The sequence below is a fragment of the Sinobaca sp. SA16-1 genome (genome assembly GCF_059510515.1).
In genome coordinates, this window is record NZ_JCAKFL010000003.1 from 42,891 (window position 1) to 55,648 (window position 12,758).

Genomic DNA, 12,758 nt, shown 5'->3' on the forward strand with positions numbered 1-12,758 from the left:
TTCGTTTTCTTTCGTTGAGCAGTGAATCCTGTTTTCAGCGGCAGCACGCAGAGAAGCTGGAAATGATTCAGGGCTGCTTATACTTTTCTAATATAAAATAAAAAAAGTAAAAGATGTCATAAATTAGTTTTAAAGAACTAATTCTTTTATATTTTTCGGAAAATTGGTATAATTACAAAAACCTTTATAGATGCGAAAAACACAAAGGAATTAGGAAACTTTAGTACATAATATGACAAGCCGTGTGATCATTTAACTAACTTATTATAGGATAGAAATAATCGCAGGAGGATTAATTCGTTACCAGATAAATATAAATACTATTGGCACAAAATATTTATAGTCTGCGCATGCCCTATGTTTTCACCCTATCACAGACAGACTCTCTATCACAGAATAAATGCCTTAATTTCATAAACTGTTTACAAAGTAAGTGGACGAAAGGAGGAGGAAAAGAAGATACGCAAAGAAATGTCAATGATATTAACACCATACAGCTGTTTATCCTTCTTTACGGGCTTTCAAACCCTTTGACGGTATTTGAACAGAAGGAGTAGTTCTTTTACTATTAGAAGTGAGCCTAAAGTATCAGGGAATTATTAATCAGTACACTCTTAGAGAATGGATGTTGATGACAGATGAAAATACTTAAGTGGCTTGATATTGGGCTGAAAAGAGTGGAAGAACTGATCCTGGCATTATCGATTATTACTATTACAGTTATGGTGGCAGGAAATACAGTCAGCCGTAACCTGAACATGGGGAGCTGGGCTTTTACAGAAGAAATCAGCCAGCTTGCTCTTTATATGGCTACCTTCATGGGGATAAGCTATGTCGCCAGGCAGGGGCGCCACATCAGCATGTCAGCAGTGTTTGATAATATGCCCTATAAGCCAAGAAAAGCACTGGCTCTGATTATTCCATTTGTTACTGCCATTATTTTATTTATTTTAGCTTTTTATTCGTACCAATATGTAATGTCTGTCTACAACTCAGGCAGAACGACCTCAGCTCTGCGTTTTCCTTACTACTGGATGCTCATATGGGCACCGCTCGGATTTACACTTGGTGGAATCCAGTTTCTTAGAAATTTCTGGGTGAACGTTAAAAACAAAGAAGTATACTTAGCAGCTGAACGAAAGGACTATGATTCAGACAGCGATATGGAAAAACCCACGAACATCTAATTCATGCAGATAGCGAGGTAACCACAATGATCCTAACACTTGTTGGAATAATGCTTGTATTTCTAATGCTGGGCTTTCCAATGATGATTCCGCTTATCCTTGCTCCGCTGGTAGTGGTCATATTTTTCTTTCCGAACGTGGAACCATTCTTTATGGTCCAGCAGATGCTTGAAGGCATTTCGAACTATGCCCTGCTGGCTGTGCCGCTGTTTATCTTCGCAGCTGACATCATGTCAAAAGGACGCACTTCAAACAGGCTTTTGGATTTCATCGGGGCCTTTGTCGGCCACCTGCGCGGAGGCTATGCAATTACAACGGCTGCCGCCTGTGCCATGTTCGGTTCTATTTCAGGCTCCACCCAGGCTACCGTTGTAGCGATCGGAAAGCCTATGAGAGAAAGGCTTTTGAAAATAGGCTACAAGGATTCAACGGCGATTGCTTTTATTATTAACGCAAGCGATGTGGCGCTTATCATCCCGCCGAGTATTGCCATGATCATCTATGCATTAATTTCCGGTACTTCCGTAGGCGATTTATTTATTGCAGGTATTGGTCCCGGCCTTTTGGTTTTGTTCTGTTTTGCTCTTTACGGCTATATTCATGCAAAAATTAACAATATTCCGTTAGCCGAAAAGATAGGTTGGAAAGAACGCGGTGTTGTTACATATAAAGCGATTTTGCCTTTGCTTTTTCCGGTAATTATTATCGGTGGAATCTACACAGGATTTTTTACGCCGACAGAAGCTGCCGCAGTTTCTGTATTGTATGCTCTTCTGCTTGAAGTAGTGATCTACCGTTCCATCAAAATCATGGAAATACCCAAAGTAGCTTTATCGACCGGCCTGGTTACGTCGGCTGTCTTTATTCTCGTAGCGGGCGGCCAGGCGTTTGCCTGGGCGATCCAGTTTGCAAGAATTCCGCAGCTGATTACCGAGACATTTCTTTCCGGCAATCCAGGACCTATATACGTCCTGTTAATTGTAGCCATCTTCTTTTTTATCGGGTGCATGTTTGTGGATCCGATCGTCGTTATTCTTATATTAACGCCGATTTTTTACCCGGCTGCCATGCAGGCAGGTGTTGATCCTATCCATCTTGGCATTGTCATTACGTTTCAGGCAGCGCTCGGCTCGGCCACTCCACCATTTGGTGTTGATATATTTACGGCAAGCGCTGTGTTCAACCGATCCTATATGGATACGATCCGTGGAACACCTCCGTTTATTGTCATGATGGTGCTTATTGGAATTATTGTCATTATTTTTGAACCACTTTCACTTTTCCTGCTGTAAAGCGGGAGTGAATATAGATTATTTACTATACTTAAGGGGGACAACAACATAATGAGAAAAAGTAAGTATGGATGGCTCGCAGGTTCAGCAATGGTATCAGCACTCGTATTATCAGCATGTGGAGGCGGCGGTGATGAAGAAGCCGGCGGCGATGGGGAAGAAACATACGATTGGCGGTTTGTAACAGAGGAAAATGAAGGGCAGGTCCAGTATGAATATGCCGTGGAGTTTGCGGAGCGTTTGAACGATAAATCAGACGGCCGTATTAACATGGATGTATTTGAGTTTGGCGGACTGGGCAGTGAAGTCGATCAGGTGGAGCAGCTGCAGAGCGGGGCTGTGGAATTTGCAATCGTGTCGCCGGGCTTTACAGGAACGATGGTAGAAGAAGGACAGATCTTCTCGCTTCAATTCCTGCTTCCGGATGATCAGGAAGTGACACATCAGCTGTTAAACGAAAGTGAAGCCTTGAATGAAGACCTGGCTGCTTTGTATGAAGAAAACAACGTACTTCCACTCAGTTTCTGGACAGAAGGCGCCACCCAGTGGACCGGAAGCAGAGAATTAACGGAGCCGGAAGATTTTGAAGGGTTTCGTATGAGAACGCAGGATTCTCCATTAAACCAGCGTTCGTATGAAGCATATGGAGCGGATCCAACAGTGATGAGTGCAGGAGACCTCTATGGTGCGCTTCAGCAGGGCACAGTCGACGGTCAGGAAAATCCAATCTTCTTTATTCAGGATTCTTCTTATCACGAAGTGCAGGACTACATGACCATTTCCAACCATAATACGTACGTGGCAATGACCACGGTTAATCCTGATTTTTATAACGAACTGCCTGAAGACATTCAGGGCATGATCGATGAGACAGTCGACGAAATGCGTGACGAAAGCTACGCCCTTCAGGAGCGTCTGAACGAAGAACTATTAACAGACATAGAAGAAAATGAAGATACGCCGACGGAGGTAACAGAACTGTCAGAAGAGCAGCGGGATGCTTTCCGCGAGCTTGCTGTACCACAGCGTGAGTTCTTCGCAGAAAACAGCGGAGAAGATGCCGCTGCCCTTTTAGAAAAGCTTGAAGGCGAAATTGAAGAGCTGGACGGCGGAGAAACAATAGAGTAATATGCAGCAGCCGAAGCGGTGGCCCCGCTTCGGTTTTTGTATGCCGCTATGTTTGTCATCTCCCTTTATTCATTGTATGATGAGTGGATAAGAACAGATAAAAGAGGAGTGTTATTGTGGCAAGAGTAGAAAGCTTTGAACTAGACCATACAAAAGTAAAAGCACCGTACGTCCGCCAGGCAGGATTTCAAAAGGTTGGCACAGATGGTATGGTAAATAAATTTGACATACGTTTCTGCCAGCCGAATAAGGATAATCTGCAGCCGCCGGTTATTCATACGCTCGAACACCTGCTTGCGTTAAACATCCGCGATTTTGCAGAAGACTATGACCACTTTGAAGTGATTGATCTTTCTCCAATGGGCTGTCAGACCGGTTTTTACCTTATTATGAACGGAGAGCCTAAAGTATCCGAGCTCATTGATATTCTGGAAAAGACAATGCATGCGGCTCTTCCTATTGAAGAAGTACCGGCAGCAACGGAGCTTCAGTGCGGCCAGGCAAAGCTTCATGATTTGGAAGGCGCTAAGAAATGGATGAGATTCTGGCTGGATCAGGACAAAAAAGAACTCGAACAGGTATTTTAATAAAAAGAGACTTTTTCGCAGCAATTGCGAAAAAGTCTCTTTTTTTTGAAAAGGCGGCTAGTTATCTGCGGCTGATTTCCTCCAGGGAAAGCTCGGTGGACGGTGTAGTATCAGCGCCGTTTACATTTTCCATTAATTCAAGCGTCAGCTTATTATTTTCTTCCTCATCTGATGCCATACAGTCAGATGGAATGTACAGATTATAGGAGCGCATATAAGCATCGTTCGCCGAAAAATGAATGCATTTATCGCCCGATACGCCGGTCATAATAAGCGTGTCTGTTTCGAGATGGTTTAAAAGCAGTTCAAGCGGGGTGGCAAAAAAAGCGGAGAACTGAGGTTTCAGCACAAAATAGTCTTCGTCTGCGGGTTTCATTTTTTTCGTTACGCCGCTTCCGCGTTTGCCTTCTTCTGCGCAGGCTTCGTAGATTTCCCGGAAATCGCTCTGCCATCTGCCATAGTTGTCGTTTACATAAATAACCGGGATGCCCTGGTCTTTTGCACGTTGTTTCAGGTCATTAATACAGTCGGCTGCTTTAGAAGCGTATGGCAGCAGATCCTCTCCTCCGGGAAACTCAAGATCGTTGATCATATCTATAATTAACAGTGCCGTATTGGATTTCTGGTGAATGTGTGGGGTTTCTTCGCCCATTAAAACATGCTCCTTTCTTTTATACGTAATATTCCTCTATTCCCCAAACATGCGAAAGTTTAATCTTTTTTTCACTGCTGGATATCCGGCAAATATGATATGATAGACGATAACTATAAGACTATATAAAGCTAGAGCAGTCCAGGGAGGAGTGTAGAACATGGATCACAAAGAGTTGGAAATTCTTCATCTGCTTGAAGGAAATGCAAGATTAGACATAGAAACCATTGCGAAAATGACAGCAATGACAATAGAAGAAGTAGAGCAGGTGATTCAAAAGCTTGAAAATGAAAATATTATCCTGAACTACTCGACGGTTATTGACTGGAGCAAAGTCCGCCGCTATGAAGGGGTGACGGCGATGATTGATGTGAAAGTAACGCCGCAGAGAGGGGTAGGCTTTGATGAAGTGGCGGAACGGATTCATCGTTTCCCGGAAGTGAAAGCACTTTACTTAATGTCAGGTGCCTATGATTTATCGGTTACGATTGAAGCAGGCAGAATGACAGAGATTGCCAGGTTTGTATCAGAAAAGTTATCTGCGCTCGATTCGGTTATTTCCACCACCACCCACTTTCAGCTGAAGACGTATAAGCATGATGGGGTCGTGTTTGGAGACAAACGAGAAGGCGATAAAAGAATCGTGGTGTCTCCATAATGGAATCGACTACGGGCCGGAAGCAGCGGCTGTCGCAGAACGTGCAGCACATTAAGCCATCGGGCATCCGACGCTTTTTTGACATGGCTTCTACAATGGAAGATGTTATCTCGTTAGGAGTGGGGGAACCTGATTTTGTCACACCCTGGAATGTGAGAGAGGCAAGTATTCTTTCCATGGAACGCGGCTATACGGCTTACACTGCCAACGCCGGCATGCTTGAACTCAGACAAGAAATCTCCCGTTATCTGCAGGAACGCTTTAAAACGCCCTATGATCCGGAATCAGAAATTGTTGTAACTGTAGGGGCGAGTGAAGCGATTGATATTGCCGTACGGGCGATAGTAGATCCCGGCGAAGAAGTAATCATTGTGGAGCCGAGCTTCGTTTCCTATGCCCCGATTGTTTCCCTTGCGGGGGGAGTGCCGGTTTCCGTGCAGACGAAAAAAGAAAACGGGTTTAAGCTGATGCCTTCGGAACTGAAAGAAGCCATTACGCCGAAAACGAAAGCCGTGATTGTCTGCTTTCCAAACAATCCGACAGGGACGATTCTCGAAGAAGCAGAACTGCTGGAGCTTTCCACGGTCATAAAGGAACACGACCTAATGGTCATCTCCGATGAGATCTACGCGGAGCTCAGCTATGATACGAAGCACTGCAGTTTTCCAAAAATCGAAGGCATGAGGGACCGGACGATATTAATATCCGGTTTTTCCAAAGCATTTGCGATGACAGGCTGGAGAGTAGGGTATGTCTGTGCGCCGGAGGATATTTCGGCAGCGATGCTGAAAATCCATCAGTACACAATGATGTGTGCTTCAACGTTAGCGCAGTTTGGAGCGCTCGAAGCGCTTCGCGATGGAAAAGATGACGTAAAGCGAATGGTCATCAGCTACCGTCAGCGCCGCAATTATATGATAGAAGCATTTAAAGAGATCGGCCTGGACTGCCATGTGCCGGGAGGCGCTTTTTACCTCTTTCCTTCCATTCAGAACACAGGGCTTGATTCAGAAACATTTGCAGAACTTCTTTTAAAGGAAGAGAAAGTAGCCGTTGTTCCCGGGAGCGTGTTCGGAGAAGGCGGCGAAGGTTATGTCCGCTGTTCTTACGCCACCTCCATGGATTCTTTGAAAACCGCAGTAAGCCGCATGGAGAGGTTCTTGTCCAAACGAATAGCTGCTAAATAATAAAAGCGGGCCCGCTGACAAAGCAGGCCCGCTTTTATTTATAGAATTCCAAGTAAGTCAAGCATTGCTATCGCAATAGCGACAGGCGTAACGTACTTTATAAGGAAGTACCAGACGGAAAAGTAACGAGGGTGCAGGCTTGAGCCGGTCAGCAGTTCGTTTTTCAGTTCGGCTTTTCCCATTTTCAGCGGCACAAAAATAGAGATGAGAAGCGCCCCGAGAGGAAGCAGAACGTTGCTGACAAGAAAATCGATTTGATTAAAGAATGTATCGCCGAACACATCCCAGTCAGCAAGCAGGCCGAAAGAAAGATTGGAAGGAATGCCGAGCAGAAAAACGGCCAGACCTGCCATCCAGGCTGCTTTTTTACGGCGCTGCTTATTGTTTTTAGCTACTGTCGTTACAACAATCTCCAAAAGGGAAAAAGCGGAAGTTAACGTTGCGAATAACAAAAGCATCAAAAACAGGCTTAAAAACAGCCCGCCAAAAGCAATTTCGCTGAACACGGCCGGAAGCACCGTGAAAATAAGGCTCGGACCTTCATCCGGTTGAAGCCCGAAAGCAAACACCCCGGGGAAAATAGCCAGTCCGGCAAGAAAAGCAATCAGTATACTAAGCCCGACGACAGATCCTGCAGAATGAACCAGGCTGTCCTGTTTTGACAGGTAGGAGCTGTAGGTAACCATGATAGAAACGCCCAGGCTTAAGGAAAAGAAAGCCTGCCCTAACGCAAATAATATCGTTTCGCCGGTAACCTGGCTGAAATCAGGCATGAGGAAGAAGGAAATGCCTTCCATCGCACCATCGAGCGTGACAGCACGGACAACGAGCAGCAAAAAGATAATGAACAACAGCGGCATCATTATCGTACTTGCCCGCTCAATTCCTTTCTGGATACCGTTTTGTACAACAAAAATGGTAATAATAATAAAAACGAGGTGGGCAGTACCTACTTCCCACGGGTTGGAGATAATGGAAGCGAACAGCTCGCCGTATTCTTCACTGGACCGGCCGGTCAGACCGCCGGACAGGCTTCGGAATAAGTATGTAACAATCCAGCCGCCGACCACCGCATAAAAAGACAGAATCAGGCAGGAAGAGAAAATACCGAGCACCCCAATGAAATACCAGGGAGAACCTGGAGCCAGCTCTTTATAGGCAGAAATGGGATCTTTCTGCGTCTTTCTTCCAATAATAAACTCGGCAAGAAGAAGAGAGGTGCCGAGCAGAAGCGTAAACAACAGAAAAATCAGGAAAAAAGCGCCTCCTCCATTCGTTCCTGCTACATAAGGCAGGCGCCATACGGCACCAAGGCCTACTGCAGAGCCTGCTGCCGCTAAAATAAATCCAATCTTGGATGTCCATTGTTCTCTTGCCTGTTTCACTGTATATACCTGCTTTCTTCTATTAAAAAATGTTTAGTCATGTTTTACACACAGTGTTAAAGAGTAGCTGAATTTTCAGCCGGTTGTCAAGAAGTTTATCAAAAAAGAAGTTAATTATCCAAGAAAAATATTCAGACTTCAAATTGCAGGAAAATAGGAAATATGGTATAATCATTAAGTTAATAAATAGTTAGGAGATGTTTGCATGACGGTACAGCAGTATGAGGTTGGTAGCATTGTTGAAGGAAAGGTAACAGGGATTAAACCTTTCGGAGCGTTTGTTGCCCTTGACACAAAAAAACAAGGTTTGGTTCATATCTCTGAAGTAGCGCATGGGTATGTGAAAGATATAAATGACGTACTTTCTGTCGGTGATGAGGTAAAGGTTAAGATCAAATCTATTGAAGAAGCTTCCGGGAAAATTTCTCTATCTATCCGTGATACACAGGAAGCTCCAGAGAAGCCCGAAAGAAAAGAAAGAAAAGATTTCGGAAGCAGCGGCCGCGGTGCAGGATATGCAGGCGCTTCCAAGAGTGCTCCAGTCCAGCAGAAAAGCCAGGGCTTCAACACGCTTGAAGACAAGCTTAAAGACTGGTTGAAGCAGTCCAACGAAATTCAGGCAGACCTTAACAAAAGAATCCGCAAGTAGAAAGAAAACAGCTGTTCTTTGAGGACAGCTGTTTTTTTTTGTATAAACGCTTCATTTGACGGATTAGAGGCGTTGTTTCAGAAAAAAATCTTGCTTTGCCCTCATTCCTTCTTTACATTGGAATAGAGGATATAAATGGAAGGGAGCATGATGTAACATGTCAAATCATATTCGTTTGGATTACAGCAATGCGCTTAACTTCTTTAATGAAAAAGAAATGCACCAGGCACAGGCTGCCGTTTCGACCGTGCATAAACAGATTCATGAAAAAACAGGGGCGGGCAGTGAATACTTAGGATGGGTCGACCTGCCGGAAGATTACGATCAGGAGGAATTTGCAAGAATCCAACAGGCGGCGGAACGAATCCGCAGTCATTCGGACGTGCTGATTGTTATTGGTATCGGTGGTTCCTACCTTGGAGCTAAAGCGGCACTCGAAAGCCTTTCCCACAGCTTTCGCAACCAGCAGTCCTGCGAAAAACGGACAGGTCCTGAAATATACTTTGCCGGACATCAAATGAGCCAGGCGTATCTACGGGATCTTCTGGAGATTATTGAAGGCAAAGATGTATCTGTCAATGTAATTTCAAAATCCGGAACGACCACAGAACCGGCTATTGCATTTCGTGTATTTAAAGAATGGCTGGAAGCTAAATATGGTCAGGACGAAGCGGCAAAACGCATCTTCGCAACGACAGACAAAAGCAAAGGGGCACTCAAGACATCTGCCGACGGACAGGGGTATGAAACCTTTGTGGTGCCTGATGATGTAGGAGGACGCTATTCTGTTCTTACAGCGGTAGGTCTGTTGCCGATAGCCGCCGCCGGGCTCGATATTAACAAAATGATGCAGGGCGCCCAGGATGCCAGAAAAGAACTGGCCGGCGAAAGCCTGGCTGACAATGATGCTTATCAGTATGCAGTTATCCGTCAGGCTTTTTATGCAAAAGGGTATGTGACGGAGCTTCTTGTGAACTATGAGCCGCGGCTTCACTTTGTCAGCGAATGGTGGAAGCAGCTGTTCGGCGAAAGCGAAGGCAAGGATAATAAAGGCCTGTTCCCGGCCGCGGTTGACTTTTCCACAGACCTTCATTCCATGGGTCAGTACGTGCAGGAAGGCAGACGCAACCTTTTTGAAACGGTGCTGCACATTAATTATACCGGTGAAGATATTCTGATCAAAGAAGATAAAGAAGATTTGGACGGTCTTAACTATCTCGCCGGGGAGTCGATTGATTACGTAAACAAAAAAGCGTTCCAGGGAACTCTTTTGGCCCATACGGATGGACAAGTGCCAAACCTTATCGTTGAGATACCAGAAATGAATGAATACTATTTCGGCTATCTTGTGTATTTCTTCGAGAAAGCTTGTGCGATGAGCGGATATTTGATGGGAGTTAATCCTTTCGATCAGCCGGGCGTGGAAGCATATAAAGAAAATATGTTTGCGCTTCTCGGCAAACCGGGATTTGAAGACCAGAAAGCAGAACTTGAAAAACGATTAAAATAAAAATATGGCAGAGCATCCGTTCTCTAAACAGAGGACGGATGTTCCTATTAAAAAGGCGGGGCTTATGTTTATTGAAGCGTTCATATTTGGATTGGCCATCTTTATTGGCTGGATGATTCTTGATCTTGTCAGGGAAAAGTCATTTCGAAAAGAAAGTATCTATCAGTCCTTAATTACCGGTATTGCAGCGGCGTTGGGGTGGATCGTACTGGAATTAATTTTTTAACGTTGACACGCGGTGTAAATCCACTTATAATAAAACTTGTCGTTCCAAGTATGGGGCATTAGCTCAGCTGGGAGAGCGCTTGGCTGGCAGCCAAGAGGTCAGCGGTTCGAGCCCGCTATGCTCCACCATACATATAAGACTAACAGCAATGGTTTGAGGATACACTCAGCCCATTGCTGTTTTTTTATGTTTTCTGCTGAAAATAACATCGTTTTATGACCCATTTCTGCTTTAATTTCGTTAGCTTAGTAACAGAGATAAAAGACCCGACCCTGGAATTGAAAACAGCCGGAGGAGGCATGACAGATGAAATATGCGATTAATCGTTACCTTCATTTGGTAGATGAGCAGATGCTGCTGGAGCTTTTGGACGAACCGACGCATTCGATTACGGCGGAAATGCGTCTCATTAAGCGAACGATGCAGATGGCGGGACAATTCGAAGGGTTCAAACAAGAAGTGACAAAAGAAATGCAAAGACAAAAAAGCACCGGATAGGAGGAACCCTCCGATTCTGTGCTTTTTTATACCGTGGAAAGACCGGCTTTCCGACGGGCTCTGCTGATGAAATACTTACCGGTTATACGTTTTGTGTCCTTGGAAGGGATAGAAAGCTCCTGCCAGCATCCGTTGATTTCCACATGGAAAAGCAGTACTTCTGTTTTGTAAGACGGCGGGAATAAAACACGAAGCTGCTTTTCTTTCATCTCCTGCTCAAGACGTTCAATGTGCTGGTGCAGGTCTTCTATTAATTCCCTGAAATATAACTGATAGTGAAGCTGAAGCGCAAATTGCCCGTTTAACTGCCTGGAGTCATGCTGTAACGTTTTTAAAAGAAAAACAGAATAAATATAATTGTCGATTAAGCCCTGGCAGTCTTCGTTCATAATGAATCTCCCTCCTTTGTTCTCTTATTATTATTATACACGAACATACGTTCTTTTAAACCTGTTTGCTCTTCATTTCTGCAAAGGACAGGACCAAAAACGGAGAAGAGAGATACAACCCCTTCCTCTTGAAAAATGAAGGTAAAAGAGGCAAACTAAAGAAAGATGTATAAAGATTAAGAAAACAACAGCTATTGGGAGGCCGACAGGACATGGTTTTTGAAAATGTAATCGATAGAAAGAAAACGAACTCAATGAAATGGGACTTTACCGCAGAGCGCTACGGATCCAGTGATTTATGGCCGATGTGGGTAGCAGATATGGACTTTCAGGCGCCAAAGCATGTACTCGATGAAATGCAGAAAATTGTAGAACACGGAGTGTTTGGTTACCACCGCAGACCTGAGAGCCTGCAGGAAGCAACGCTTGCGTGGATTGAAAAGCGTTTTGACTGGAAAGTCGAGAAAGAGCAGCTTGCCTTTACGCCGGGTGTAGTTCCTGCGATCAGCCACTTGATTCAAACATTTACCGAAAAAGGCGACGGTGTGATCATTCAGCCGCCGGTTTATTATCCGTTTTATGCACTCATTGACAATAACGAAAGAAAAATGATGAAAAATCCTTTAAAAGAAACAGAAGAAGGATTTACATTCGATCTGGAAGATCTCGAAGAGCAGATGAAGCAGGGAGCGAAGATGCTTCTACTCTGCAGCCCTCATAATCCAATCGGCCGTGTCTGGAAAAAAGAAGAACTGCAGGGAGTAGCCGCACTCTGTAAACAGTATGGTGTGTTTGTCGTATCGGATGAAATACACGCAGATTTAATTCTGGAAGGCACGCATATTCCATTCTCTACCATCGCAAAGGAGTACGGAGTGGAAACGATGACGTGTATGGCGCCAAGCAAAACCTTTAATTTGGCAGCTTTGTCTTTATCCTATGTCGTGTTTGACAAGGTAGATTCCAGAAAAGCCTACGAAAAACATCTGGCAAATGAATTTGTAGAAATCAACAACCCGTTTGCCACGGCTGCAGCAGAAGCTGCCTATCGTGAAGGCGAAGAGTGGCTGGAAGAGCTGCTTGTATATCTTCGCGGAAACGTAGAATATGTTAAAGAATATATAGAAAAAAACATGCCGGATCTTCATGTTATTAAGCCGCAGGGCACTTATTTAATCTGGATCGATATGAGAGCCCTCGGTCTCTCTGCCACAGAGCAGCAGAGCTGGCTTCGTGAAGAAGGCAGGCTTGCTGTAAGCGACGGCCATATCTTTGGAACAGAAGGCGCGGGCTTTATCCGTATCAATGTAGCCTGCCCGCGTGCGAACGTGGAAGAAGGACTGCAGCGTCTCTATAAAGCGTATCAGGCTCTTTAAGATAACAGTCACCAAAAAGAGGCCGGTTTTCGGC

General features: G+C 44.6%; 14 protein-coding genes and 1 tRNA gene. 12 read left to right on the plus strand and 3 right to left on the minus strand.

Annotated features, from left to right (window positions below; translation table 11 throughout):
* The first annotated feature begins 638 nt into the window (after positions 1–638).
* From AC5W2J_RS08225 to AC5W2J_RS08240, 4 genes are all read left to right on the plus strand, one after another.
* Complete coding sequence (locus AC5W2J_RS08225) at positions 639–1,187, plus strand: TRAP transporter small permease (protein ID WP_496058997.1); 549 nt, start codon at positions 639–641, stop codon at positions 1,185–1,187.
* 26 nt (positions 1,188–1,213) lie between these two features.
* Positions 1,214–2,479 (plus strand): TRAP transporter large permease, encoded by a 1,266-nt coding sequence (locus AC5W2J_RS08230; RefSeq protein ID WP_496058998.1) that lies wholly within the window; start codon positions 1,214–1,216, stop codon positions 2,477–2,479.
* Between the two features lie 51 nt (positions 2,480–2,530).
* Complete coding sequence (gene dctP / locus AC5W2J_RS08235) at positions 2,531–3,607, plus strand: TRAP transporter substrate-binding protein DctP (RefSeq protein ID WP_496058999.1); 1,077 nt, start codon at positions 2,531–2,533, stop codon at positions 3,605–3,607.
* Positions 3,608–3,723: 116 nt separating this feature from the next.
* Complete coding sequence (locus tag AC5W2J_RS08240) at positions 3,724–4,194, plus strand: S-ribosylhomocysteine lyase (protein ID WP_496059000.1); 471 nt, start codon at positions 3,724–3,726, stop codon at positions 4,192–4,194.
* A gap of 61 nt (positions 4,195–4,255) precedes the next feature.
* Here the strand turns inward: AC5W2J_RS08240 and AC5W2J_RS08245 are convergent, their stop codons facing one another.
* Positions 4,256–4,846 carry a cysteine hydrolase family protein gene (locus AC5W2J_RS08245; protein ID WP_496059001.1) on the minus strand — a complete coding sequence of 197 codons (591 nt, stop codon included), beginning with the start codon at positions 4,844–4,846 and terminating at the stop codon, positions 4,256–4,258.
* A gap of 160 nt (positions 4,847–5,006) precedes the next feature.
* On the opposite strand from AC5W2J_RS08245, the gene AC5W2J_RS08250 reads away from it, so the two are divergent.
* Together AC5W2J_RS08250 and AC5W2J_RS08255 are read left to right on the plus strand one after the other, a co-directional pair.
* Positions 5,007–5,504, plus strand: a complete 498-nt coding sequence (locus tag AC5W2J_RS08250; protein ID WP_496059002.1) for an Lrp/AsnC family transcriptional regulator — start codon at positions 5,007–5,009, stop codon at positions 5,502–5,504.
* Positions 5,504–6,691 carry an aminotransferase gene (locus AC5W2J_RS08255; RefSeq protein WP_496059003.1) on the plus strand — a complete coding sequence of 396 codons (1,188 nt, stop codon included), beginning with the start codon at positions 5,504–5,506 and terminating at the stop codon, positions 6,689–6,691. The genes AC5W2J_RS08250 and AC5W2J_RS08255 overlap by 1 nt, the downstream gene beginning before the upstream one ends.
* 38 nt (positions 6,692–6,729) lie before the next feature.
* Here AC5W2J_RS08255 and AC5W2J_RS08260 read toward each other — a convergent pair whose 3' ends face one another.
* The gene (locus AC5W2J_RS08260; RefSeq protein WP_496059004.1) at positions 6,730–8,076 is read right to left on the minus strand and encodes a sodium-dependent transporter; all 1,347 of its coding nucleotides are present in this window, start codon (positions 8,074–8,076) and stop codon (positions 6,730–6,732) included.
* Between the two features lie 205 nt (positions 8,077–8,281).
* On the opposite strand from AC5W2J_RS08260, the gene yugI reads away from it, so the two are divergent.
* The 5 genes from yugI (at position 8,282) to AC5W2J_RS08285 (ending at position 10,959) form a co-directional block, all read left to right on the plus strand.
* The gene (yugI, locus tag AC5W2J_RS08265) at positions 8,282–8,725 is read left to right on the plus strand and encodes a S1 domain-containing post-transcriptional regulator GSP13 (protein WP_496059005.1); all 444 of its coding nucleotides are present in this window, start codon (positions 8,282–8,284) and stop codon (positions 8,723–8,725) included.
* A gap of 157 nt (positions 8,726–8,882) precedes the next feature.
* Positions 8,883–10,235 carry a glucose-6-phosphate isomerase gene (locus tag AC5W2J_RS08270; RefSeq protein WP_496059006.1) on the plus strand — a complete coding sequence of 451 codons (1,353 nt, stop codon included), beginning with the start codon at positions 8,883–8,885 and terminating at the stop codon, positions 10,233–10,235.
* A gap of 4 nt (positions 10,236–10,239) precedes the next feature.
* A complete protein-coding gene (locus tag AC5W2J_RS08275) occupies positions 10,240–10,461 on the plus strand; it encodes a hypothetical protein (RefSeq protein ID WP_496059007.1) in 222 nt (73 codons plus the stop codon).
* Positions 10,462–10,513: 52 nt separating this feature from the next.
* Positions 10,514–10,589: transfer RNA gene (locus tag AC5W2J_RS08280), tRNA-Ala, on the plus strand.
* Between the two features lie 178 nt (positions 10,590–10,767).
* A complete protein-coding gene (locus tag AC5W2J_RS08285) occupies positions 10,768–10,959 on the plus strand; it encodes a hypothetical protein (protein WP_496059008.1) in 192 nt (63 codons plus the stop codon).
* 26 nt (positions 10,960–10,985) lie between these two features.
* Here the strand turns inward: AC5W2J_RS08285 and AC5W2J_RS08290 are convergent, their stop codons facing one another.
* Entirely contained in the window at positions 10,986–11,348 is a 363-nt protein-coding gene (locus AC5W2J_RS08290) for a YhjD family protein (RefSeq protein ID WP_496059009.1), read from the minus strand.
* Between the two features lie 212 nt (positions 11,349–11,560).
* On the opposite strand from AC5W2J_RS08290, the gene AC5W2J_RS08295 reads away from it, so the two are divergent.
* Positions 11,561–12,724: a MalY/PatB family protein gene (locus tag AC5W2J_RS08295; protein WP_496059010.1), complete on the plus strand. Its 1,164-nt coding sequence runs from the start codon at positions 11,561–11,563 to the stop codon at positions 12,722–12,724.
* Positions 12,725–12,758: the final 34 nt, after the last annotated feature.

Bases quoted from the DNA above. Each gene is read 5' to 3' on its own strand.
- AC5W2J_RS08225 (WP_496058997.1), top strand. From the start codon at position 639: ATGAAAATACTTAAGTGGCTTGATATTGGGCTGAAAAGAGTGGAAGAA.
- AC5W2J_RS08230 (WP_496058998.1), top strand. From the start codon at position 1,214: ATGATCCTAACACTTGTTGGAATAATGCTTGTATTTCTAATGCTGGGC.
- dctP (WP_496058999.1), top strand. From the start codon at position 2,531: ATGAGAAAAAGTAAGTATGGATGGCTCGCAGGTTCAGCAATGGTATCA.
- AC5W2J_RS08245 (WP_496059001.1), bottom strand. From the start codon at position 4,846: ATGGGCGAAGAAACCCCACACATTCACCAGAAATCCAATACGGCACTG.
- AC5W2J_RS08250 (WP_496059002.1), top strand. From the start codon at position 5,007: ATGGATCACAAAGAGTTGGAAATTCTTCATCTGCTTGAAGGAAATGCA.
- AC5W2J_RS08255 (WP_496059003.1), top strand. From the start codon at position 5,504: ATGGAATCGACTACGGGCCGGAAGCAGCGGCTGTCGCAGAACGTGCAG.
- yugI (WP_496059005.1), top strand. From the start codon at position 8,282: ATGACGGTACAGCAGTATGAGGTTGGTAGCATTGTTGAAGGAAAGGTA.
- AC5W2J_RS08270 (WP_496059006.1), top strand. From the start codon at position 8,883: ATGTCAAATCATATTCGTTTGGATTACAGCAATGCGCTTAACTTCTTT.
- AC5W2J_RS08275 (WP_496059007.1), top strand. From the start codon at position 10,240: ATGGCAGAGCATCCGTTCTCTAAACAGAGGACGGATGTTCCTATTAAA.
- AC5W2J_RS08285 (WP_496059008.1), top strand. From the start codon at position 10,768: ATGAAATATGCGATTAATCGTTACCTTCATTTGGTAGATGAGCAGATG.
- AC5W2J_RS08290 (WP_496059009.1), bottom strand. From the start codon at position 11,348: ATGAACGAAGACTGCCAGGGCTTAATCGACAATTATATTTATTCTGTT.
- AC5W2J_RS08295 (WP_496059010.1), top strand. From the start codon at position 11,561: ATGGTTTTTGAAAATGTAATCGATAGAAAGAAAACGAACTCAATGAAA.